Here is a 23,963-nt window from a genome sequence, read left to right as displayed (position 1 = left end):
GCCCGTAAGGGAACCTTTGCAAAGGGTTTCCGGCAACATCGCTCTGCCGAAAACACCTTACAAAGATGACCTGGTAAAACGCCGGGAACCCTCAGGCTCCCGGACATCACTATTACGCGCCCCGCTGCAGCAGCATCGACTTAATATGGCCGATGGCGCGCGTTGGGTTCAGCCCTTTCGGACATACGCTCACACAGTTCATGATGCTGTGACAGCGGAATACGCTGAAAGCATCATTCAGATTGTCGAGGCGCGCATCGGTTTCCGTATCGCGGCTGTCAATCAGGAAGCGGTAAGCGGCAAGCAGGCCTGCCGGACCGATAAATTTGTCCGGATTCCACCAGAATGACGGGCATGAGGTGGAGCAGCAGGCACACAGGATACACTCGTACAGGCCATCCAGTTTTTCACGCTGTTCGGGTTCCTGAAGGTGCTCTCTTGCTGGCGGTTTTTGCCCATTATTCAACAGGTAAGGCTTAATCTTCTCATACTGAGCATAGAACTGGCCCATGTCCACCACCAAATCGCGGATCACCGGTAAACCGGGCAGCGGGCGGATGACAATTTTCTGTTTACCGTTCCCCAAAGCAGAGACTGGGGTAATACAGGCAAGACCGTTCTTTCCGTTCATGTTCAGGCCGTCAGAACCACATACGCCCTCACGGCAGGAACGGCGAAATGCTAACGTCGGGTCTTTCTCTTTCAGACGCATCAGCGCGTCCAGCAGCATCATGTCACGGCCGTCTTCTGACTCCAGCGTGTATTCCTGCATACGCGGAGCATCATCGACTTCCGGGTTGTAACGATAGATGGAAAATTCGAGTCTCATGTTTATCTCCGCAAACTAGTAAGTACGTGCTTTCGGCGGGAAGGCCGCACGCAGTTTCGGCTGCATGTTCACCTCACGGCGCGTCATGCTTTCACTTTGCGGCAGATACACGCTGTGACATAACCAGTTTGCATCGTCACGTTCAGGATAGTCGAAACGGCTGTGAGCTCCACGGCTCTCGGTACGGAAGTTAGCGGCAACGGCAGTGGCGTACGCCGTTTCCATCAGGTTGTCCAGTTCCAGGCACTCAATACGCTGCGTATTGAAGTCCGGGGAACGATCGTCGAGTCGGGCGTTTTTCAGACGTTCACGCAGCACTTTCAGCTCGGCCAGGCCTTTCGCCATTGCATCACCTTCACGGAAGACCGAGAAGTTATGCTGCATGCAGGTCTGCAGGGCTTTACGCAGTTCAGCCGGATCTTCACCCGTCACGTTATTGTTCCAGCGGTTCAGACGCGCCAGCGAAGCGTCAATCTCTTCTTCGGTGGCGTCACGCAGTGTGCCCTGCTCGTTAATCGACTCCTGCAAATGCAGGCCCGCCGCACGGCCGAACACCACCAGGTCAAGCAGCGAGTTACCGCCCAGTCGGTTAGAACCGTGGACCGATACGCAGGCAATTTCACCGACGGCAAACAGGCCAGGCACCACAGTATCCTGCCCCTGCTCGTTAACGGTCAGCGCCTGACCGGTCACCCGCGTTGGGATCCCCCCCATCATATAGTGGCAGGTTGGGATTACCGGAATTGGCTCTTTCACCGGATCAACGTGGGCAAAGGTACGCGACAGTTCCAGAATGCCCGGCAGACGGGACTCCAGCACGTCTTTACCGAGGTGATCCAGTTTCAGTTTGATGTGCGGACCCCAAGGGCCTTCACATCCACGGCCTTCACGGATTTCAATCATCATTGAACGGGCGACAACATCGCGGCCTGCAAGATCTTTCGCATTTGGCGCGTAACGCTCCATAAAGCGTTCACCGTGCTTGTTCAGCAGGTAACCCCCTTCGCCACGGCACCCTTCCGTGACCAGCACACCCGCACCGGCAATGCCAGTTGGGTGGAACTGCCACATTTCCATATCCTGCACCGGGACACCCGCACGCAGCGCCATGCCCACACCGTCACCGGTACAAATATGGGCGTTAGTGGTTGACTGATAAATACGTCCGGCTCCGCCTGTCGCCAGCACCGTGGCTCGGGCTTTAAAGTAGACCACTTCACCATCTTCAATGTTCAGCGCGGTACAACCGACAATGGCACCGTCCGCATTTTTGACCAAATCCAGCGCATACCATTCAGAGAAGATCGTGGTTTTGTTCTTCAGGTTCTGCTGATAGAGCGTATGCAGCAACGCATGCCCCGTACGGTCAGCCGCGGCCGCGGTTCTTGCCGCCTGCTCACCACCGAAGTTTTTGGACTGGCCACCGAACGGACGCTGATAGATGCGGCCATCATCCAGACGGGAGAAGGGCAGTCCCATATGCTCTAATTCGGTCACCGCTTCCGGTCCGGTTTTACACATATATTCAATGGCGTCCTGGTCACCGATATAGTCGGAACCTTTCACCGTGTCATACATGTGCCATTCCCAGTTGTCGTCGTGGGTATTGCCCAGTGCGACAGTGATACCGCCCTGCGCAGACACGGTATGGGAACGGGTCGGGAAAACTTTAGACAACAGGGCACAGGTCTGGCCCGATTGGGAAATCTGTAAGGCAGCGCGCATACCCGCACCGCCGGCGCCGATCACCACGGCGTCAAATTCTCTGACTGGCAAACTCATTACACACCCCACACTACGACAGTTCCATAAATTGCATACACTAACAACGCGACCACAATCACCAGCTGCAGCATCATGCGCAACGCCAGTGGTTTAATGTAGTCTGTCAGTACCTGCCACATCCCAATCCAGCCGTGCACCAGAATGGAGAACAGCGTCAGAAGGGTGAACACTTTCGTAAAGGAAGATGAGAAGAATCCGCGCCAGATGTCATAGGTCAGGGTCCCTGACATCACGATAAAGCCGAGGAGATAAATTACATAGAGGGTCATCACCATAGCGGCAGCACGCAGCAACAGCCAGTCATGGATGCCATTGCGACCCAGTGCAGAAGCGTTGCTTACCATACGAGGACTCCAGCCAGAATTGAGAGCACGACAGTGATACCGAACGCAATTTGCGCTGAAAGCTTGCCAGTTTCTAAGGTTTCGCCGAGGAAGCCAAAGTCCATCATCATATGGCGAATACCGCCAGCGATATGGTATGCCAGTGCGGTTAAGATGCCCCACATGATAAATTTGGCGATAAAGCTATCCATTACGGCAGCAGCCTGAAGGAAACCTTCGGGAGAGGAAAGCGACAGACCCAGTAACCAGAGCAGAATCCCGATCGACACGAAAGTGATCACGCCGGAAACGCGGTGGAGAATGGACGCAATTGCGGTTAAGGGAAACCGGATCGTACTGAGATCCAAATTGACAGGTCTTTGTTTTTTCACGATTTTGCCCACACAGCCTTTCTTATTTTGCTTCCTCCGGTCCTGAAGGCGGGTCAGACAGCGTTAATAAGGCAAGCATTCGCGCCAGGCACCAAAACTACAACGTCCAGTGTCAAAAACGACGCGTATGAAACGCTGGGTGGCTCCTACTGCAGGGTATTTCCGGAGACCTGGGCGCAGTATAGGGGGTTCACAAACTCATTACAATTCCCCTACAAACTCTTTGGTCACATTTCAGCGGAACAGTGATCAGCCTCACGGTTTTCATATTTCATACATTTTTAATTATCTGATTTGACAAAAGTTCAACATTCTTGTTACAAACGGACGGATAAAAGTTCTATGATACTCAAAAGTTATGGGGATACACTTTCCCCTAAGCACAAGTTATGTAACATTGGTTGGGATTACCCATAAAGCATCGGGTATTGACGCTAGCATAAGTCATCACCAGACCGGATCTTTACACAACCATATTACGCATCAGGATGATGTCATCCCGGCCCGCACGCGCCCGTCACTCTGTACCCTGCACGTAAAAAGATGCCACAGAGTTGATGACCTTCTGCGCCAGGCACAAGGCTGGGAAAGATATTTCCCGGTGATAAAGATCCCTAAATAAGGCGCTAAGGAGACTGTAAATGGCTGATAAAAAAGCAACGCTAACCCTGGATGGCGAAGATCCAATTGAGCTTGATGTGCTGAAAGGTACATTGGGTCCGGAAGAGATTGACGTCCGTAATCTGGGTTCTAAGGGGTATTTTACCTTTGACCCTGGCTTTACTTCTACTGCGTCCTGCGAATCGAAAATTACCTATATCGATGGTGATGAAGGCATTCTGCTGCACCGGGGTTTCCCGATTGACCAGTTGGCGTTGCACTCAAACTATCTGGAAGTTTGTTACATTTTGTTGAACGGTGAAGCACCAACAGCAAAAGAGTTCGAAGAATTTAAAACCACGGTGACACGTCATACCATGCTGCACGAACAGATCCATCATCTGTTCCGCGGCTTCCGCCGTGATTCGCATCCAATGGCCGTTATGTGCGGTGTGACCGGTGCGCTGGCCGCCTTCTATCATGACGCAATGGACGTCAATATTGAGCGTCATCGTGAGATTGCAGCTTTCCGTCTGCTGTCTAAAATGCCGACGATGGCCGCGATGTGCTACAAATACTCCATCGGTCAGCCGTTCGCTTATCCGCGCAACGATCTCTCCTATGCCGGTAACTTCCTGCATATGATGTTCTCTACGCCTTGCGAAGAGTATGTGGTGAACCCGGTGCTGGAACGTGCGATGGACCGTATTCTGATCCTGCACGCCGACCATGAGCAGAACGCATCGACGTCAACCGTCCGTACCGCAGGTTCTTCGGGTGCGAATCCCTTTGCCTGTATCGCGGCCGGTATCGCCTCCCTGTGGGGGCCAGCGCATGGGGGTGCAAACGAAGCCTGTCTGCGGATGCTGGAAGAGATCAGTACCGTGGAACATATTCCTGAGTTCCTGCGCCGCGCGAAAGACAAAAACGATTCATTCCGTCTGATGGGCTTTGGCCACCGCGTTTACAAAAACTACGATCCCCGTGCCACAGTGATGCGTGAAACCTGCCACGAAGTGCTGAAAGAGCTGGGCATGAAAGATGACCTGCTGGAAGTGGCCATGGAGCTGGAGCATATTGCGCTGAACGACCCGTACTTCATTGAGCGTAAACTCTATCCAAACGTTGACTTCTATTCCGGCATCATTCTGAAAGCGATGGGTATTCCATCGTCTATGTTTACCGTGATCTTTGCGATGGCGCGTACTGTAGGCTGGATTGCCCACTGGAAAGAAATGCATGACGACGGTGTGAAAATTGCCCGTCCACGCCAGCTTTACACTGGCTATGACCAGCGTGATTTCAGCTCTAAAATCAAGTAACTGTTAACGGACGGGCCGGAACATCAGGCCCGCTCGTGCCATGACAGAGCGCGTAAACGTAAGGGCCGATCGCTTGTTGATCGGCCCTTAATTTTTTACGTCTGGCAACCGGGGCACCAGTAAAAGGGCCGCGATGACAGCAGGGTTCGTTCAATCGTAGTGCCGCAGCGTTCACATGCCTGCCCGGCACGGTGAAACACTTTAAAGCTGAACAGAGCGCCATGGTGATGGTTCTCCCCCCCCTGCCCCCGCGTCTGGTAGGAGAGTCGCGGTAGCGCCAGCAATGCCGTGACCAGCACATCGATCTGCTCACTGGTTAACCCTTCCGCTTTATGTTGGGGGGCGAGCTTTGCCTGCCAGAGGATTTCCACGCGCAGATAGTTGCCCAGCCCGGCAAGAAACGTCTGATCCAGCAACAGCGCACTAAACTGGCGACGGCGGAAACGCGGTGACAGCAGACGCTCGCGCACTTCGGCTTCGGTCAGTGACATATCCAGCACATCCGGTCCGATCTTTTGCAGAAAAGGATGGCTTGCCACGCCTTCGGCATTGAGCAGTTCGATCTCGGAGGCGCTGAACAGCAGCAGCGTTTTATCTTTCGCCGCCAGCCGCACGCGCAGCTGTCGCTTACTGACCGGTTCAGTGCCCGTTTTCACTACGCGCCAGACGCCGTACAGCTGGTTATGGCTGTACAGTGTCAGACCATTAGAAAAGTGGGTTAACAGCGCTTTCCCCCGGGTCTCAATAGCGATCACGCGCTCCCCTACCAGCGCCTGCTGGTAGGTTTGCAGCGCCGGAAAGGCAAACCACACGTCGGTCAGCACTTTACCCTTTATAGCCTCTTCCAGCCGGTCTGCGGCACGGCGGATCTCAGGACCTTCTGGCATAACGATTTTCCCTTTCTGTCAGTGCGTGGCTCCACCTTCCAGCCGGATATCCTCTTCGACTGCCAGAGCGATGCTAATGGCCATCTCCAGAGCCAGCGTGACCATCGCCAGCGACATACTGGGTGCCCCGGGATGGTGAATGGCCTGTTCAGGTAGCCAGGGAATATGAATAAATCCGCTGCGCGTTTTGCGACGGCGCAGATGATGCAACAGACCATACATCACATGATTACAGACGAACGTCCCGGCGGTCTGCGACACTGACGCCGGGATGCCAGCCTCACGGATCCCGGCCACCATGGATTTAATGGGCAGCGTTGAAAAATATGCGGCGGCCCCCTGCTCGACGACCGGTTCATCGATCGGCTGCTTTCCCACATTATCCGGAATACGGGCATCATCGATGTTGATTGCCACACGTTCAACGCTGATTTCACTGCGGCCACCGGCCTGCCCTACGGCGATAACAATATCAGGCTTCACCTTCTCTATCGCGCTATACAGGACCTCAAGCGAGGCACCGAAAACACAGGGTAACTGCAGGGCAATCACTTTAGCATTGCCGATAAGGCGGTCGTGCAGCTGGCTGACCGCCTCCCAGGAAGGATTGATACGTTCACCATCAAAGGGCTCGAAGCCCGTGATCAGTACTGTTTTCATCGTTCCCTCACAAAAACATCAGGAAATACAAAAGGAATATATTGGCAATCAACAGTAGCACACCGGTCGGGATCTGCGCTTTGATCACCGCGTTGCGATCCGGCAGTTCCAGCAGCCTGGCAGGCACGATATTGAAATTTGCCGCCATCGGCGTCATCAGCGTGCCGCAGTAACCGCAGAACATGCCGATCGCCGCCATCACCGCCGGGTTACCGTGGTGCTGTAAGACCAGAATGGGGATGCCGATACCGGCGGTCACAATCGGGAAGGCCGCAAACGCATTGCCCATTACCATGGTCAGGAGCGCCATGCCGCCAGCGTAAAGCACCACCGCAATAAAGCGATTGTCTACGGCCAGATACGTTTCGGTCAGGTGGGAAATCGCCGTCCCCACACCCGCGCTGGTAAACAGCAGGCCCAGCGTCGCCAGGATCTGCGGCAAAATAAATGCCCAGCCAATCGAGTCAAGCAGGCGGCGTGCTTCCTGCAGAGACTGCCCCGGCGATTCGCGCGTGATCTTCAGCGCCAGCAGCCAGGCCAGCAGACAACCCACCGTCATGGAAAACAAGGTGATCAGCGTGGCATGATTGCCCGCTCCAAACACCGCCTGCTGAAGTGCCGGAATATTGTTGAAGATCAGCACGCCAATCACCGTGACAACGGGAATAATCAGCGCGGGCATAAACAGGCGATTTCCCAGACGTTCCGCCCGTTCTGTGCGTTGCTCCGGGGTTCGCTGTGAGTAGCTTCCCAGCTTCACGCCGCCAAAACCGGCAATCAGCGCCATCACCACCACACCCACACCGATACCAATGTGCAGCGTACGTGCGCTGACCAGATCGGTCGTCCATTCACCGATAAAGAACACCAGGCCATACAGTGCCCAGAACAATCCGGTCGTCAGACGGCGCGGGTTACTTTTGTCACGCCAGGACATCAGCGCAACCCCCAGCAGAATGGTACCCGCCAGCCAGTACAGATAATTTTGCTCAAACATCAGCGGCCCTCCTTCTGTTGCAGCGCACTGGCATTGAGCCTGCTCAGTTCATTCGCCAGGGTTTTATCCAGACGGTGCAGCCGCACGGCATGAATTAAAAATGCGCACAGCGCGGTGGGAATGCCCCAGAGAGCAATATGCAACGGTTCGGTCTGTATTCCTGCCGACTCCTGCATAAAGTTATGCATAAAGATAATGGCACCAAAGGCAACAAAAATATCCTCGCCAAAAAACAGCCCGACGTTATCGGTCGCGGCTGCCATAGCACGCAGACGATAGCGCACCGCCGGAGGCAGTTCGCCATAGCGACTTTCCGCCGCCCCTTCGGCCATGGGTGCCAGCAGCGGGCGCACCATCTGCGGGTGTCCCCCCAGACTCGTCAACCCCAGCGCCGCGGTGATCTCACGCGCCAGCAGATAGACAATCATCAGCCGTCCGGCAGTCGCACTGCGAATACGGGCGATCCAGGCCTGAGCACGCTCTTTCAATCCGTTGCGCTCCAGCAGGCCAATGATGGCCAGAGGAAGTAAAAGAATAAATGGCAGATTACGGGTATTAAGAAACCCGGAACCGAGTTTTTCCAGAATATCCGCTACAGGCATCTGGGCCGTCAGTCCGGTGATTAACCCGGCAACGACGACCACAATCACCGGGTTAAACCGCAGTAAAAACCCGACCACGATGGCGGCGATCCCCGCAAGGGGCCAGAGATTAACGACAGCGTCCATAAAGACTCCTTAAAAACAGAAAAAAACGCCCCAACATCGTGTCGGGGCGTCATCACAGAGAGCCGCGTTAGCGGCAGGTAACAGCGATGTGCTGCTGGCTGAATGCCTGGCGCAGCTGACGGGCAAAATCAAGGGCATGGGCACCATCGCCGTGCAGACACACCGTATCAGCCTGAACCTTCACCCATTCACCGCTCAGGCTCTGCACCTGGCCCTGCTGGATCATGGCCAGCGTCTGGCTAATCGCCTGCCGATCGCTGTCCACCAGCGCACCGGGCTGACCCCGGGGTATCAGTGAACCATCAGGCTGATACCCCCGATCGGCAAAGACCTCCTGTCGGGTGGCCAGTCCATAATGTTCACCGGCACGGATCAGTTCGCTGTTCGCCAGCCCGACCAGCACCAGCGCCGGGTCGACCGCTTTAACGGCTTTGGCTATGGCCTGGGCCAGCAGCGTATCAACCGCGGCCTGGTTATACAGCATGCCATGTGGTTTAACATGAACCAGTCGGCCTCCTTCGCTTTCAGCCAACGCTTTCAGTGCACCAATCTGATAAACCACCTGGGCATACACCGTTTCCGGCGGCAGCTGCATTGCCGTACGGCCAAAATTTTCACGGTCCGGGAAGCTGGGATGCGCACCAATCGCGACGCCATACTCCAGCGCCCAACGCACGGACTGCAACATGGTCTGTGCATCCCCTGCGTGGAAACCACAGGCGATGTTCGCCGATGAAACCAGTTGTAACAGCGCCAGATCGTTGCCTGCACCTTCACCGAGATCGGCATTAAGATCGACTTTCATTCTCTAACCCCCAGGCCATGTGATCCAGTGAACGCTGCTGCTCACGCTTAGCCAGCAACGCCTCTTCCAGTGTGCAGTGAACAAAATGAACCGGCTCACCGAGGCGCAGTTGAGCCAGATGATAGAGATCGGCTTCGATCACGCAGGCGATACGGGGATAACCTCCGGTCGTTTGTGCATCGGCCATCAGCACAATCGGCTGACCGTTTGGCGGAACCTGCACCACGCCGGGTAGCAAACCGTGTGACAGCAGATCGCGGGAGGTATCACGCAGCAGCTTTCGCCCCTGCAGACGATATCCCATGCGGTTACTTTGCGGATTCAATCGCCAGGCCGTGCGCCAGAAGGCTTCCTGGCTCTCTTCGCTGAACTCGTGGTATTCCGGCCCGGGCAGCGCACGCACGCGATTGCCCCACAGCAGCTGACGGACGCCTGCCGTCTGATGAAACTGCCGCGACGGTTGACCCAGCGGCAGCTGATCGCCATCAGCCAGACTCCGTCCGGCAAACCCCCCAAACCCGGCTTTAAGATCGGTACTGTCAGAACCCAGTCTGTCGTCAATAATATATCCGCCATCGACCGCCAGGTAGCTGCGCATGCCACGCTGCGGCAGGCTTAACGTCAGACGCTGCCCCGCTTTCACCGCGGTCCGCCACCCCGTCCAGACGGGTTTTCCGTCAAGTTCGGCATGACAGCCTGCCCCCGTCAGAGCCAGCCAGCCATCGCGCCTGAATTCTGCACAAAACTGGCCCAGGGTGATCTCCAGCACCGCACTGTCAGGCGCATTGCCCACCAGCATATTGGCGGTCTGCATCGCGGGATGATCCAGTACACCGCTGAGGCTGATGCCATATTTTCGCCAGCCTACCCTGCCGCCGTCCTGAATGCTGGTGCTCATCCCGGCACGAATAATCGTTAACATATGCCCTCCTTCTGCGGCACAAAACGCACGCGATCGCCAGGGCGCAGGAGCACCGGGGGATGGGTGTCGGGGGTAAACAGTGCGGTGCGCGTATGACCGATCAGCTGCCAGCCGCCCGGGGCCGCCAGTGGATACACGCCGGTCTGGCTGCCGCCAATACCCACCGATCCTGCCGGCACCTGCACGCGGGGTTCAGCACGGCGCGGAGTATGTAGCCGCTCATCCAGCCCGCCGAGATAGGGGAAACCCGGCTGAAAACCGATAAAGTAGACAACGTAATCTACCGACGTATGGCAGGCCACCACCTGCGACGGACTCAGGCCGCTGTGATGCGCCACCTCATCAAGGTCGGGGCCGCCCTGTCCACCATAAACCACCGGGATGTCTATCAGTCGCGATTCCAGCTGCAGAGATTCACTGGTTTCCCACCACTGCTGCAGCCATTCAATCGCATCCAGCGCGGTCTGCTGCGGATCGCGCAGCATCACGGTGATATTATTCATCCCCGGCACAACCTCGATCACTTCAGGGCGATCCTGTAATCGTTGTGTCAGTCCCCAGATACGTTGCTGGCTGGCGAGTGATACCGGCGGTTCAAGCTCCAGCACCACAGCCCGATCGCCTAACAGGTAACAACGTGCTCGTTGCAAAAGGCGTCTCCTCAAAGCCGAAAATGGGCAATATCCTCTCGATCCGCCGCGGTATGACGACCGCCAGCAGGTCACAAATCGGACTTATTGCAAATATGACAGACAGTTATGCGGAATTGTTATAACGGAGTCAACCTTCAGCGCACGGATTTCTCCGGGCGCTGACAGGCAGGAAGGGTCAGACAGGATTATTGATATCGATGAAGGTGACATCCAGGCCATGCTCACGCGCGAGCCATTCGCCCAGCGCTTTGATTCCGTCACGCTCAGTGGCGTGATGGCCGGCGGCGAAGAAGTGCAGGCCCTGCTCACGTGCGCTGTGAATGGTCTGCTCGGACGCCTCACCGCTGATAAAAGCATCCACGCCAAATGCGGCGGCCTGATCGATATACCCCTGGCCACCACCGCTGCACCAGGCCACCCGTCGGATCAGGGCAGGCGCATTGTCGCCACAGTGCAGCGGCTCACGACCCAGCGCCGCGCTGATCCGTTGAGCAAAGACGTCGCCGCTAACAGGCTCTTTCAGTTCACCCCACGGCAACAGCAGTGCAATTTCCCCTTTCACCTCAATGCCGAACAGCTTCGCCAGTTGGGCGTTATTACCGATCTCCGGGTGTCCGTCCAGGGGAAGATGCCAGCCAAAGAGGTTGATGTCGTTTGCCAGCAGGGTTTTCAGTCTCTGACGTTTCATCCCTTTAATCGCTGGCGCTTCGCTTTTCCAGAAATAGCCGTGGTGAACCAGTACGGCATCCGCCTGTAAACGCACGGCCTCATCAAGAAGCGCCTGGCAGGCGGTTACACCCGTAATCACTTTTTTAATCTCGCTGCGGCCTTCAACCTGCAGGCCATTAGGCGCATAGTCTTTGAAGTCCGCCGTATTCAGGAGTTGGTTAACACGCTGTTCGAGTTCAGTATTCAGCATAATCAGTCCGTCTTTTTTCGTGCTGCCTCAAAGGCAGCCAGGGTTTGCAGGCGTGCCTGTTTATGTTCCACGATCGGCGCAGGATAATCGAGACTTTGATGATTTTTCTTTGCCCACTCGTGCGGCTGGTGAATGTATTTTTCCGGTACATTACGCAGCTCAGGCAGCCAGTAGCGGATGAATTGCCCACTTTTGTCAAAGCGCTCGCCCTGGGTCGTGGGGTTAAAGATGCGGAAATACGGGGCGGCATCGGTACCGGTAGACGCGGCCCACTGCCAGCCACCGTTATTCGCGGCCAGATCGCCATCCAGCAGCTGTGACATAAAATAGCGTTCGCCCTCCCGCCAGTCGATCAGCAGATCTTTCACCAGAAAACTGGCGGTGATCATGCGCAGGCGGTTGTGCATCCAGCCCAGCGTGTTCAGCTGGCGCATGGCGGCATCAACAATCGGATAGCCGGTTTTTCCTTCCTGCCATGCCTGCAGTCCCTGCGGATCGTCTCGCCATCTCACGCCTTTCGTCCACTGAGTAAAAGGCTGATGCCGGCACAGCGCAGGGTAAGCCACCAGCAGATGACGATAGAATTCGCGCCAGATCAACTCATTCAACCAGACGAAGACCTTCGTATCCTCCAGCCCCTGGGGATGCTGCTTCAGCAGCCGGTGCAGACACTGACGCGGAGACAGTACTCCTGTCGCCAGACAGACCGACAGACGACTGGTACCGTCCAGGGCGGGCAGATCGCGCTGCTCCGGGTAAAGGGTGACCGGTTGCTGGCAAAACGCGCGCAGGCGGGCAATGGCGGCTTTCTCTCCCACCGGGAACAGGTCGGCATCAATTGCCTCACAGGGATAATCAAAGCGCGACTTGCTACTGTCTTCCACCTCAATCGCCCCGCTGCTTCTGACATCTGGCGCAGGCAGACACTCCGGCAGTCCTTCCTTAAGACGTTTTACAAACGCCTTACTGAACGGCGTAAAGACTTTGTACATCTCGCGGCTGCCGGTCAGCACGCTGCCCGGTGGCAGCAGCAGGCTGTCGTCAAATCCCTGAACCATAATATCGTCGTTATACAGCGTGCGTTCCACCTCAGCGTCGCGCTGACGTTCGTGCACTTCGTACTGATAGTTATAAAACAGGCGATCGACTTTATGTTCCCGGCAAAAGGCCTGCAGCAGAGAGACGGAGGCACTGAAATCATCACATTCCGCTTTGTACAGAGGGATGCCTTTTTGCGCCAGCGAAGCCTGTACATCCAGCAGGCTTTGCCAGATATATTCCGCCTGTTTCGGGGCCATATGATGCGACGCCCACTGAGCGGGCGTGGCGATAAACAGGGCAATAACGCGTGCATTCTCTGAGCGGCAGGCAGCATGAAGCGCGTGGTTGTCATTAATACGCAGGTCATTGCGCAGCCAGACCAGATGAGTTGTCATAAAGCTCCCTGAGATTAATGTCCGTACCGCAGGCGCAGCGCTTCCGGATAAGGCGAGAAATAGCGCTGCCCGGCCAGCCACGGATGCGGGAATTCCGCCATGTAATGTTTCAGTAAAGTGATGGGCGCCAGTAAAGGCTGAATACCCTGGCGATAATGGTCGATCAGACCGGCCAGTTCCTGACGCTGAGGCGAAGTCAGCTCACGACGGAAGTAGCCCTGAACATGCATCAGCACGTTAGTATGATTGCTGCGTGAAGCGACATTCTTCATCAGGTCCATCAGGCGCTGGCGATATTCCAGCGCAAAGGCTTCCAGGGACTCCCATTGATCCATCTTCGCGACAAAGGGGCCAATTTCACGGTAGGCAGGCTGAGAGTGCGCCAGCAGCAGTAGCTTATAACGCGTATGGAAAGCGACGAGCCTGGCGCGTGTCAGCCCACTGGCCCAGAGCTGGTTAAATTCATGCAGGGCATAAACGCGGGCGACGAAGTTTTCACGCAGCAGCGGATCATGCAGGCGTCCATCTTCTTCCACCGGTAGCCACGGCATCTGTTCCATCAGCTCGCGGGTGAACACACCAATACCCACTTTGCGATTGTTATTGTTATCGGGTTGATAAATCCGCACCCGCTCCATTCCACAGCTCGGCGATTTAGCACAGACGATATAACCACAGAGGTGGCGCAGGCGGCTGACTTTCTCCTGAGACCAGACGGCCATCTTTTCAGTCACCGGTGCCTCCTGCCCGTTACTGAAGCACAGGGAAATGTCATTCTCTCCCGGCCCTTCTGTCAGACGCAACGCAGGGCGTGGCGTGGGCAGGCCAATGCCCATTTCAGGACAGGCCGGTTCATAACGCAGGAAGGGCGCCAGTTGTTCAGCCGCAAATTCATTGCGCTTATGGCCGCCGTCAAAACGGACTTTTTCGCCTAACAGACAGGCACTGATACCAACCGGAATTTTATCGCCCATAATTATACAACCTCAAATATCTTGTACAGATTTCAGTGTAGCGTAAACTCAGGGCAACAGGCAAAAAAAACCCGCCTGACGGCGGGATTAAACAGCTTTTGAGGTATAGCTCTCAATACAATCAGTAGAAATCACATCCGGCCGCTTCAGCCTGTGCCAGCCAGACTGGCTGATCGCTGGTTTTCGCCCAGACACGGTGCAGGTAGCTGTAGAAACGGGCGCGATCGTGGCGGAACAGCATGATCGGCAGCGCAGCGATGCCGATCAACAGCACCGCAGTGCGACGCATGAAAATCCGAGTAGATGAATAGTTATGATAAAGACTCATACGTCCTCCTGAGATGAATAAAAGTGGCTGTGTGTAATCTGAACAAAATAATACCCCCTGAGGTGTAATTTTACTACTGATCCGACCACTTTTGACGAAAAAAAAATCATTCTTGGTATGAAAAATGAAATAAGGTTACAGTTTGGTTAAATATCCACTGCAATACCGATCCCTTTATTAACATCATCAGAGAATTGTCGCCAAACACGGACGCCCTGCTGACTTTTTGCTAAATTAGCAGCTGTTATCATGACGTCTCTCTCCACTCTGGTTAGCTGCTGAGGTTTTGTGTCCACCATCCTGATTGTCGAAGATGAAAAAGAGATCCGCCGCTTTCTGCGTGTGGCACTGGAGGGCGAAGGTTTCCGCGTGGTCGATGCCGACACCCTGAGTCGCGGTCTCATTGAAGCCGCCACACGCAAACCGGAGCTGGTAATACTTGATCTCGGTCTGCCGGATGGCGATGGGACGCAGTTTATTCGTGAAGTACGCCAGTGGAGCAGTATGCCGGTGATTGTGCTGTCAGCGCGCAGCGATGAGCAGGATAAAATAAGTGCTCTGGATGCCGGCGCGGATGACTTCCTCAGTAAACCTTTCGGCGTTGGCGAACTGCTGGCCAGGGTTCGGGTGGCGATGCGTCACCGTCCACAACCGGGAAATGAGGGGCCCGCCGCAGAGGTCAATTTTGGCAGCATCAGGGTGGACATTGCCGCCCGCCGTGTGATGCGTGAAGGTGCAGATCTGCATTTGACCCCGATTGAATTTCGCCTGCTGGTCAGCCTCATTAATCACCCGGGGAAAGTGATGACTCAGCGCCAGTTGCTGACTCAGGTCTGGGGGCCGAATGCGGTAGAGCACAGCCACTATCTGCGTATCTATATGGGACATCTGCGGCAGAAACTGGAGTGTGACCCCGCCCGCCCGCAGCATTTGCTAACCGAGACCGGCGTGGGCTACCGTTTTATGCCATAAAAAAAGGGCTCACCAGTGAGCCCTTTTCATGCACAGCCTGAGCAATCAGACGTTTTTCAGCACGGCGCTGACAATTTCTACGGCCTCTTTCTCAATCTTCTCGCGGTGTTCAGCACCAAGGAAGCTTTCGCAGTAGATTTTATAAGCGTCTTCCGTACCGGAAGGACGTGCAGCAAACCAGCCATTTTTGGTCATGACTTTCAGACCGCCAATGGATGCCCCGTTCCCGGGCGCCGCCGTCAGACGCGCGGTAATAGGATCGCCCGCCAGGGTGTCAGCGCTGACCATTTCAGGGGAAAGCTTAGACAGCGCGGCTTTCTGAGCCGAGGTCGCCGGTGCCTGGATACGGTTGTAGCTTGGCGCACCAAAACGCTGAGCCAGTTCATCGTAGTGTTGCTGTGGGTTCTTGCCGGTGACCGCGGTAATTTCGGCTGCCAACAGGCACATAATGATGCCGTCTTTATCGGTTGACCATGGTGTGCCGTCGAAACGCAGGAAGGAAGCCCCTGCGCTTTCTTCACCACCAAAACCAAAGCTGCCATCAAACAGGCCGTCGACAAACCATTTGAAGCCTACCGGCACTTCCACCAGTTTACGCCCTAAATCGTCAACCACGCGGTCAATCATCGCGCTGGACACCAGGGTTTTACCCACGGCAACGTCCTGACCCCACTGTGGGCGGTGCTGGAACAGGTACTGGATCGCAACCGCCAGATAGTGGTTTGGATTCATCAGTCCTGCAGGCGTCACAATACCGTGACGGTCGTAATCAGGATCATTGGCAAAGGCCAGATCGAACTTGTCGCGCAGCGCCAGCAGGCCCGCCATCGCCGACTCAGACGAGCAGTCCATGCGGATCACGCCGTCGTGGTCGAGATGCATAAAGCGGAAAGTCTGATCGACCGCATCGTTAACGATGGTCAGATCCAGCTTGTAGAATTCCGCAATTCGCTGCCAGTAGGCAATACCTGAGCCGCCCAGCGGATCAACGCCAATTTTCAGCCCTGCTTTCTGAATCGCCGGAATATCCACGATCAACGCCAGACCTTCAATATAAGGTTGAATCAGATCCTGTTCAGTCAGATGACCGCTGGCCCACGCCTGATCCAGTGGAATGCGTTTCACGTCTTTCAGGCCATCTTTGATCAACGCGTTAGCACGATCTTCCACAACTTTTGTCACGTTGGTGTCGGCAGGCCCGCCGTTTGGCGGATTGTATTTAATGCCGCCATCTTCCGGGGGGTTGTGCGACGGCGTGATCACAATACCGTCTGCCTGAATACCACCGGCTTTGTTGTGTTCGAGGATTGCATGGGAAATGGCCGGCGTTGGCGTGTAGCCATTATCCTGCTGTACGATCACATCCACACCGTTAGCGGCCAGCACTTCCAGTACCGAGATGATGGCCGGCTCAGACAACGCATGGGTATCTTTGCCGACGTAGCAGGGACCGGTCACACCATTCTTTTTACGTTCTTCGGCGATCGCCTGTGCGATAGCCAGAATGTGAGTCTCATTGAAGCTGTGACGGCCCGCGCTACCGCGATGGCCGGAAGTGCCAAATTTCACCGCATGTTCTGCGTTACCCAGTTCAGGCTGCAGGACATAATACTGAGATGTTAATTGTGCAACGTTAATCAAATCGCTCTGCCGGGCTGGTTGGCCGGCACGGGGGTGATTGGCCATTGGCGCTTCTCCCTGACGCTTCAGTTAGAGGGTACCGCAAACTTTCTCTGTCAGTTCCACCGGGAACTGCATCGACAGCATAATGTGTTCCACCATGCTGCGCTTACGGTCAGTATTTGTGTTGGTTATCACCCAGTACGGTGTGCCCGGAACGTGCTGAGGCTTCGTATGGGTGCCATTTTCTACCAACGTTTGCTGGTTACCCGCGAAGTAGACGCGGGTTCGACCCTGCAGCGATTCAGTCGCTGCACCAAACGCTTTGGCATCCAGACTGTATAAAGTTGACAGGATCAGCATGAAACGATTTACCGCCCGCTTCTGCTCGGCATACTCGTCCGAAAGCAACAGCTCACGCACCGCGCGAACGCGATCCTGCGGCCGGGACTCCGTTTTAATGCCACCCGCAACAGGCTCTTTTGCCATCGCAGAGGCGGATACCGCTGACATGGTCTGACCGGCGGTGAATTTCAGCATCCGGCGCAAAATATCTGATGCACTTTCACCAATATGCTGAGTGTGGCTGGCAATATAGCGGTATAGCTCTTCGTCGACTTCGATCGTTTTCATCTTTATCCAGTACGGTTAGTGCTTGTATCAGAACCCGGTTACTCAGGGACGAAGACTCTCGTCACCCTCACGGCGTTTAGCCTGCCCAGTTCTAACATCAGGATTATAAAGTTAAATCCTGCCGGGGTGTAGCGCCATGCCCTTTTCAGGGCAAAAGTCGGAATATGCCGCAAAAAGATCATCTCCGTGATTCGCACCAGCGGCAGAAATTGTGGGATCCATGATACCCTAAGCCCTCGTGCCAACTGTAAGAACTTTCGCTATGAATTTGAATTTCCGCCTGCAATCTGAACAATCTGCGACTCATGGACTGCCTCTGGTGTTGATCCACGGCCTGTTCGGCAGCCTGGACAACCTGGGCGTACTGGCCCGGGGATTAAAAGACGATCGCCGTCTGATTCAACTCGATGTGCGCAATCACGGCTTGTCTTCGCGTGCGCCTGAGATGGATTATCCGCTGATGGCTCAGGACATCCTGGAAACGCTTGACGGCTTGCAGGTCGATCGCTTTAGTGTGATCGGGCATTCAATGGGCGGGAAGATCGCTATGGCGCTGACCGCGCTGGCCCCCGATCGGGTAGAGAGTATCGTGGTGATTGATATTGCGCCAGTGGCTTACACCACCCGTCACCACGATGACATCTTCACTGCCCTGAACGCCGTGACAAATGCCGCTATCACCTCACGGAGTGAAGCAGCGTCGCTGATGCGGCAGTCGATTGACGAAGAAGGCGTGATTCAGTTTCTGCTCAAATCATTTCATGATGGTGAGTGGCGCTTCAACGTTCCCGTGCTGTTGTCCTGTTATGACGACATTATTGGCTGGCAGTCGCTACCGGCCTGGCCGCACCCGGTGCTTTTCATTCGCGGAGACCGCTCACCGTATCTGGCAGACGAATATCGTGATGCGCTAATGTCACAGTTCCCGCAGGCCCGTGCACATGTAATAAGCGGTGCCGGGCACTGGGTACATGCCGAAAAGCCCGATGCGGTGTTACGTGCTATTCGTCGTTTTTTGGCGCTGTAAAAAAATTATTTGCTCCGGTTATCATAACCAAAATCATGCGTGTTGCTGCAGGGCAGCAAGACGTTCGGGTCAAGGGTGTGAGCAGAAATCACTCAGTGGCCGGGAACAGGCCCAGGAAGGGCCGGATTAAGGACGCCATCATCCCCCCGACCGCTTGAAGAATGAAGGGGGATAAATGATTGTCGTCACCACTTTCACTGGGGTATGATGGCGCGCTAAAATTTTGCCGCTGCTGAACCCTCAGACGGCATATCGGCCAATTCATCAGTCATCCAGCCTTTCAGTACGACGATTCCTATGGCAAAAGAGAATACGGACCGCACAACGATCGATCTGTTTGCAGATGAACGTCGTCCGGGACGACCCAAGACCAATCCGCTGACGCGTGATGAGCAGTTGCGTATCAACAAACGTAATCAGCTCAAGCGTGATAAAGTGCGCGGCCTGAAACGTGTTGAGCTGAAAATGAACAGCGACGCGGTGGATGTCCTGAATCAGCTGGCTTTCGAGCGTAATATGAGCCGAAGTGAGCTGATTGAAGAGATGCTGCTGGCACAGCTGCAAAGCCATCAGCCCTGATTCTTTCGGGGGGTAAGCACTCAGCGACAAAACCAGCAGTATTACTCATTTATCCGCTTACGGCGGTCTGTTATCATTAACGATATCTGCTAAAAAATCAGCAGTCACCATATCATTAAGATTCAAGAGGTTATTAAGCTCATGGCACTCGTCGGCATTTTCTTTGGTAGCGATACAGGCAATACCGAAAACATTGCAAAAATGATCCAGAAGCAACTGGGGAAAGATGTTGCAGAAGTTCGTGATATTGCTAAAAGCAGCAAAGAAGACCTTGAAGCCTTTGATATTCTGCTGCTGGGCATCCCGACCTGGTACTACGGTGAAGCACAGTGTGACTGGGATGACTTCTTCCCGACGCTGGAAGAGATCGACTTCAACGGTAAACTCGTGGCCCTGTTCGGCTGTGGCGATCAGGAAGATTACTCGGAGTACTTCTGTGATGCGATGGGCACTATCCGTGACATCATTGAGCCGAACGGTGCCGTCATTGTTGGCCACTGGCCGAGTGAAGGCTATCACTTCGAAGCCTCTAAAGGCATGGCAGATGACACCCACTTCCTTGGCCTGGCCATTGATGAAGACCGTCAGCCGGAGCTCACCAACGAGCGTGTTGAGCAGTGGGTAAAACAAATTTCAGATGAACTTCAGCTGCAAGACATTATCGAAGCATAGCTATAACAGCTTGATGTGGGAGGTATCTCACATCAAGTGAGTGGTTTTTCCTATAGAAGTAATAGATACATATTTGTAACTTTCATCTGCAAAACTGTACAATAACCCCATCGGTTACCCGCTTTCTCAGCGCAAGCCCCATTATTGAGGACGTGAGTCGCCCTAAGGGCGATGAGATGAGGCAGATCGAGATGTTAAACCAACATAATCCGGGCGCGCGCTTCCCTGGATGTAACGACACTTATCCTTACATCCCTTGCGGTTTCAGGCATCCCTTTTGGTTTTCATTTCGAATTATCAGTTCTATACTGAAACGCACTCATTTTTAGCGCCGACCGATGTTCAGGGCTTTTCAGCCACTAAGTGACTCGCAAAGTAACAGGACAATATCCGCATGACTGACAATAACACCGCATTAAAGAAGGCCGGCCTGAAAGTCACGCTTCCCCGACTGAAAATTCTGGAAGTGCTTCAGGAACCAGAGGGCCATCACGTCAGTGCGGAAGACTTGTACAAACGCCTGATTGATATGGGCGAAGAAATTGGTCTGGCTACGGTTTACCGTGTCCTGAACCAGTTCGATGACGCGGGGATCGTTACCCGCCACAACTTTGAAGGCGGTAAATCCGTTTTCGAACTGACCCAACAGCACCACCACGATCACCTGATCTGCCTGGACTGCGGTAAAGTCATTGAGTTTAGAGACGAATATATTGAGGAGCGTCAGCGTGAAATCGCTACGCGTCATGGTATTAAACTGAGCAACCACAGCCTGTATCTTTATGGCCACTGTTCGCTGGGTGATTGCCGTGAAGACGAGACTCTGCACGATAAGTAATCTGATCGACTGAATGCAAAAACCGATGGCCCTGCCATCGGTTTTTTTATGCCTGTCTTACAATGATTCCTGTCGGCTGAAGCGCTGCCCATCCGGGCTTACCGCTCTAATCTGCACGTCTCCGGTTACCGTTGGTAGGTTTTGTCTGTCGTAATACTGCCAGCGCTTTCCGCCGTCGGTGCTGAACTGCATCTCTAAACCAGGGAAGGCCGTGTTAGCTTCAAGTTTGCCAGCCACAATGCGTGCGCCTGGCACCGGTAAACGATAGCTGATGCCATGCTTATCGAGTTTAGCCAGCTCTCGCTGACCAAGAATATTGGCGAATCGCTGCCAGTCATCGTGTAAAGCACGCTGGTCAATCCATTGCGTTTCACCGCCCCGATACTCTTTGCCAGCTTGATAATCCTGCTCCCAAGCCGCACGATGCCAGGAGCGCTCTGCTGCAGAGAACATACGCGGGTAGATCATAGACTCCATCTGGTCATCAGTGCGTACAGTCTCACTCCACAACTGTGCCGACATACCGGTTGCACCAGGCCATGGTTTGTCAGATTTCGCATTGAAGAACTGACCGTCACGATCAACAGAAGTTTCTGCATTTTGTGGCATATTATCCGGCGCAAAACTGAACATTTTACGTTCATCATTATAACGAGTGCCCCAGTAATAGCCCCTTTCGAGTGGATTCACCTCAGACGGGAAATCCATATAGAGATAGTCTGAGTTTGAAACAATCACCTGATAGCCTTTTTTCGCCCAGTCATTCACCGTGTCGAAGCCACCCCAGTAAAGCGTATCCCAGAAATTTACCGCAACTTCAGGCGTAGCGAACGCATGGGCATCCTGGGCATTTTTCAAACCATCCTGCCAGGCCTGCATTCGCTCAATACCGTGTTTTTTGACTAATTCACTGACCTTCACAGCAAAATAGCTCGGAAGATGCCCCAGATCGCTGACCTTACCTGATGCAATCATGGCCTGACAAACCTGGGACTTCGCCCACGGCTGATCTTCCCTGCTGAGATCAAGCTGACCTTTACCCGCCTCAGGGTGTTTGATATCGGTATAGCCAACACCAAGACGAATATTTTTCGCTTCATCACCCCCGAAGTGCCAGCTACGCAGTGGCTGCCCGGCTTCGCGGTGCATAAGCTGAATTTCACTGATGACCTTATTAGCAAAATGCAGTGAGGAAGTCAGGCATGGGTTCAGATAGCTGGTCCGGTCATAAAGTTGTACCGACGTACTATTGGAGTTATCTCCTGGATCGACCAGACGGTACTCTGACGCTTCTTTTGCACGGCCAGCGTTCATCAGGCGCTGATAACGCGCTTCCATGGCGATCACGGCAGCGCGGGCATGGGCAGGCATATCGACTTCTGGCAATACCTGGATACCGCGTGCTTCAGCAAATTTCACAATCTCAATGTAGTCGTCACGGCTGAAGTAGCCACTTCCGTTATTATCGCTGAACGGCCCTGAGCCCAACTGCGGTAACAGACAACGCTGTTCTTTGAGGTCGTGACAGCGTCGGCTGCCCACTTCAGTCAGCTCTGGCAGGCCAGGAATTTCAATACGCCAGCCTTCATCATCCGTGAGATGGAAGTGGAAGACGTTAATTTTCCAGGCGGACATCTGGTCAAGCATCCTCAGGATGGCCGTTTTACTGTGAAAGTTTCGGCCCACATCAAGGAAGATGCCGCGGTAGCTAAAGCGTGGTGCATCATCGGCCTTCAAGGTGGCAATACGATGACTTCCGTCTGCTGGCAGGAGTGACATAATTGACTGCAGACCGTAGTAAACCCCCTGCGCATCGTACCCAATCACCTCGGCTTTATCTTTCGAGACAACCAAACGATAAGCCCCTGATATCGAAGGAATATCTTTCAGGGCTGCTGGGTTCACGGTGGTAAAGATAGGATAACCTGCCGCATTCAGTTTGACGCCCAGCAGGGAGAAACGTTGTTTAACGGCTTCCGCCCGATCTTTCGGTAAACTCGCCAAATTAAGGTTTATGCCCTGACTGAGATCGGCATCCTCTTCCGCTATCACCACTTTCAGCGGAGTGGGAAGAATTTGTCCACGAAGTTCGCTGGCAGCAAGTTGTTTAACATCTTGATTTTTCACGTAGCGGCTGCCAGCTTCCATCAGAATATTTTTATCTTCAGGAGTGCGTTTCCACTGATCACCAATCGGAACCACGAAACGAGAGAGATCTTCTGTATCCGTAGCCTGAATGATTTTTGGTTTAGCATCACCGGACGTCACATACCAGCGTGGCATCACGTCCGTGCTAAATAGCTGCCAGTACTCATTAACAATCGGGATGACGACAGAAGCCCCGGGTGCCAAACCGACAAATTTATCCGTAGGTTCCAGCCGGGTCAGATCGCCGACAATATGCACCATTCGAAACTGATCGTTCTGAACAGCCAGCGTTTTATGGACGTTGCTCATATAGATTGCCCAGTTTTTACTGGTGATTGTTGGCCCATTGTTCGTCAGCGTAATCGTGGCGCGGTTGCAGGAAGCCCAGTCAGCCCCAAGTACAGCACAGTCCACACCGTTGAGCGCAGCATGGTTATCAGTAACCTGATAGCTAACACCGAACTGACTGATTTGATCCACCAGTTGCTGGCTCGCGAGACCGGTACTGCTTCCCAGAATAGCGATAACTGCCAGTGCTAACTGACTGGTTCTTTTAACATTCATAATTGCATCCTTCCTTGTCAATTATTGATTAGCCTGCTGAATTTCCTGCCAAAGTTTGCCACAGCGTTCATTAACACCTTCACCGCCGCCCATTTGTTCCGCGTCCAGGCAGCGTTCATAGTCAAGGACTCGCACACTTTCCTGGCGGGCAAACTGCTGGTGCTGTGGCTGCTGGTGCAGAGAGCCAGGTAGCGGTTTGCAGGCCTTGACCTTTTCAGCGCTGCTGTTTGCCTGATTAATACAGCTGCGCCAGGCTTCGCGCTCTGGCGTATTGCTACGCTGCATCTGCGACATGCAGCCGCACAACAGCAGCATCAAGAAAATTGTTATCCCTGCTTTCATACCCATTC

Annotated in this window: 25 protein-coding genes; 6 read left to right on the top strand and 19 right to left on the bottom strand. The window is 54.2% G+C overall.

The window, feature by feature from the left end:
* Positions 1-112 precede the first annotated feature (112 nt).
* From EPE01S_RS19395 to sdhC, 4 genes are read right to left on the bottom strand one after another with little or no spacing between them, the layout of a single operon-like run.
* Positions 113-829 (bottom strand): succinate dehydrogenase iron-sulfur subunit, encoded by a 717-nt coding sequence (locus EPE01S_RS19395; protein ID WP_062748456.1) that lies wholly within the window; start codon positions 827-829, stop codon positions 113-115.
* A 15-nt stretch (positions 830-844) separates the two neighbouring features.
* Entirely contained in the window at positions 845-2,611 is a 1,767-nt protein-coding gene (gene sdhA / locus EPE01S_RS19390; RefSeq protein WP_062748454.1) for a succinate dehydrogenase flavoprotein subunit, read from the bottom strand.
* Positions 2,611-2,958, bottom strand: coding sequence for a succinate dehydrogenase membrane anchor subunit (gene sdhD / locus EPE01S_RS19385; protein WP_062748452.1), 348 nt, complete (start codon positions 2,956-2,958; stop codon positions 2,611-2,613). Before sdhD ends, sdhA begins: the two co-directional genes overlap by 1 nt.
* Positions 2,952-3,341 carry a succinate dehydrogenase cytochrome b556 subunit gene (sdhC, locus tag EPE01S_RS19380; protein ID WP_062748450.1) on the bottom strand — a complete coding sequence of 130 codons (390 nt, stop codon included), beginning with the start codon at positions 3,339-3,341 and terminating at the stop codon, positions 2,952-2,954. Before sdhC ends, sdhD begins: the two co-directional genes overlap by 7 nt.
* Before the next feature lie 629 nt (positions 3,342-3,970).
* Here sdhC and EPE01S_RS19375 point away from each other — a divergent pair.
* Positions 3,971-5,251: a citrate synthase gene (locus EPE01S_RS19375; RefSeq protein WP_062748449.1), complete on the top strand. Its 1,281-nt coding sequence runs from the start codon at positions 3,971-3,973 to the stop codon at positions 5,249-5,251.
* A 95-nt stretch (positions 5,252-5,346) separates the two neighbouring features.
* Here the strand turns inward: EPE01S_RS19375 and nei are convergent, their stop codons facing one another.
* From nei to EPE01S_RS19320, 11 genes are all read right to left on the bottom strand, one after another.
* The gene (nei, locus tag EPE01S_RS19370; RefSeq protein ID WP_062748448.1) at positions 5,347-6,138 is read right to left on the bottom strand and encodes an endonuclease VIII; all 792 of its coding nucleotides are present in this window, start codon (positions 6,136-6,138) and stop codon (positions 5,347-5,349) included.
* A gap of 18 nt (positions 6,139-6,156) precedes the next feature.
* Positions 6,157-6,798, bottom strand: coding sequence for a pyroglutamyl-peptidase I (gene pcp, locus EPE01S_RS19365; protein ID WP_062748447.1), 642 nt, complete (start codon positions 6,796-6,798; stop codon positions 6,157-6,159).
* 7 nt (positions 6,799-6,805) lie between these two features.
* A complete protein-coding gene (locus EPE01S_RS19360) occupies positions 6,806-7,795 on the bottom strand; it encodes a DUF979 domain-containing protein (protein WP_062748446.1) in 990 nt (329 codons plus the stop codon).
* On the bottom strand, positions 7,795-8,523 hold the full coding sequence (locus EPE01S_RS19355; protein WP_062748444.1) for a DUF969 domain-containing protein: 729 nt from the start codon (positions 8,521-8,523) through the stop codon (positions 7,795-7,797). Before EPE01S_RS19355 ends, EPE01S_RS19360 begins: the two co-directional genes overlap by 1 nt.
* A gap of 67 nt (positions 8,524-8,590) precedes the next feature.
* Complete coding sequence (gene pxpA, locus EPE01S_RS19350; RefSeq protein ID WP_062748442.1) at positions 8,591-9,328, bottom strand: 5-oxoprolinase subunit PxpA; 738 nt, start codon at positions 9,326-9,328, stop codon at positions 8,591-8,593.
* On the bottom strand, positions 9,312-10,250 hold the full coding sequence (gene pxpC, locus EPE01S_RS19345) for a 5-oxoprolinase subunit PxpC (protein ID WP_062748440.1): 939 nt from the start codon (positions 10,248-10,250) through the stop codon (positions 9,312-9,314). The genes pxpA and pxpC overlap by 17 nt, the downstream gene beginning before the upstream one ends.
* Positions 10,244-10,900 (bottom strand): 5-oxoprolinase subunit PxpB, encoded by a 657-nt coding sequence (pxpB, locus tag EPE01S_RS19340; protein ID WP_062748438.1) that lies wholly within the window; start codon positions 10,898-10,900, stop codon positions 10,244-10,246. Before pxpB ends, pxpC begins: the two co-directional genes overlap by 7 nt.
* Before the next feature lie 178 nt (positions 10,901-11,078).
* A complete protein-coding gene (locus EPE01S_RS19335) occupies positions 11,079-11,822 on the bottom strand; it encodes a type 2 GTP cyclohydrolase I (protein WP_062748436.1) in 744 nt (247 codons plus the stop codon).
* A 2-nt stretch (positions 11,823-11,824) separates the two neighbouring features.
* On the bottom strand, positions 11,825-13,258 hold the full coding sequence (gene phrB / locus EPE01S_RS19330) for a deoxyribodipyrimidine photo-lyase (RefSeq protein ID WP_062748434.1): 1,434 nt from the start codon (positions 13,256-13,258) through the stop codon (positions 11,825-11,827).
* A 14-nt stretch (positions 13,259-13,272) separates the two neighbouring features.
* Entirely contained in the window at positions 13,273-14,232 is a 960-nt protein-coding gene (locus tag EPE01S_RS19325; protein WP_062748432.1) for a YbgA family protein, read from the bottom strand.
* A 121-nt stretch (positions 14,233-14,353) separates the two neighbouring features.
* Positions 14,354-14,560, bottom strand: coding sequence for a YbfA family protein (locus EPE01S_RS19320; protein WP_062748429.1), 207 nt, complete (start codon positions 14,558-14,560; stop codon positions 14,354-14,356).
* 288 nt (positions 14,561-14,848) lie between these two features.
* On the opposite strand from EPE01S_RS19320, the gene kdpE reads away from it, so the two are divergent.
* The gene (kdpE, locus tag EPE01S_RS19315; RefSeq protein WP_062748427.1) at positions 14,849-15,532 is read left to right on the top strand and encodes a two-component system response regulator KdpE; all 684 of its coding nucleotides are present in this window, start codon (positions 14,849-14,851) and stop codon (positions 15,530-15,532) included.
* 45 nt (positions 15,533-15,577) lie between these two features.
* On the opposite strand, the gene pgm is transcribed toward kdpE, so the two are convergent.
* A complete protein-coding gene (gene pgm / locus EPE01S_RS19310; RefSeq protein WP_062748425.1) occupies positions 15,578-17,218 on the bottom strand; it encodes a phosphoglucomutase (alpha-D-glucose-1,6-bisphosphate-dependent) in 1,641 nt (546 codons plus the stop codon).
* 24 nt (positions 17,219-17,242) lie between these two features.
* Positions 17,243-17,785, bottom strand: a complete 543-nt coding sequence (seqA, locus tag EPE01S_RS19305; RefSeq protein WP_062748423.1) for a replication initiation negative regulator SeqA — start codon at positions 17,783-17,785, stop codon at positions 17,243-17,245.
* Positions 17,786-18,047: 262 nt separating this feature from the next.
* Here seqA and ybfF point away from each other — a divergent pair, with 262 nt between their 5' ends.
* The 4 genes from ybfF (at position 18,048) to fur (ending at position 20,901) form a co-directional block, all read left to right on the top strand.
* Positions 18,048-18,812 carry an esterase gene (ybfF, locus tag EPE01S_RS19300; RefSeq protein WP_062748421.1) on the top strand — a complete coding sequence of 255 codons (765 nt, stop codon included), beginning with the start codon at positions 18,048-18,050 and terminating at the stop codon, positions 18,810-18,812.
* Positions 18,813-19,109: 297 nt separating this feature from the next.
* Positions 19,110-19,391 (top strand): LexA regulated protein, encoded by a 282-nt coding sequence (gene ybfE, locus EPE01S_RS19295; protein ID WP_062748419.1) that lies wholly within the window; start codon positions 19,110-19,112, stop codon positions 19,389-19,391.
* A 141-nt stretch (positions 19,392-19,532) separates the two neighbouring features.
* Entirely contained in the window at positions 19,533-20,063 is a 531-nt protein-coding gene (fldA, locus tag EPE01S_RS19290) for a flavodoxin FldA (RefSeq protein WP_062748417.1), read from the top strand.
* A gap of 394 nt (positions 20,064-20,457) precedes the next feature.
* A complete protein-coding gene (gene fur / locus EPE01S_RS19285; RefSeq protein WP_062748415.1) occupies positions 20,458-20,901 on the top strand; it encodes a ferric iron uptake transcriptional regulator in 444 nt (147 codons plus the stop codon).
* Between the two features lie 57 nt (positions 20,902-20,958).
* Here the strand turns inward: fur and EPE01S_RS19280 are convergent, their stop codons facing one another.
* Both EPE01S_RS19280 and chiQ read right to left on the bottom strand, forming a co-directional pair.
* Positions 20,959-23,613 (bottom strand): beta-N-acetylhexosaminidase, encoded by a 2,655-nt coding sequence (locus EPE01S_RS19280; protein ID WP_062748412.1) that lies wholly within the window; start codon positions 23,611-23,613, stop codon positions 20,959-20,961.
* A gap of 21 nt (positions 23,614-23,634) precedes the next feature.
* A complete protein-coding gene (gene chiQ, locus EPE01S_RS19275) occupies positions 23,635-23,955 on the bottom strand; it encodes a ChiQ/YbfN family lipoprotein (protein ID WP_062748410.1) in 321 nt (106 codons plus the stop codon).
* Between the last annotated feature and the right edge of the window lie 8 nt (positions 23,956-23,963).

The sequence above is a fragment of the Erwinia persicina NBRC 102418 genome (genome assembly GCF_001571305.1).
Classification (GTDB): Bacteria; Pseudomonadota; Gammaproteobacteria; order Enterobacterales; family Enterobacteriaceae; genus Erwinia; species Erwinia persicina.
This window is presented reverse-complemented; position numbering and strand designations above follow the sequence as displayed.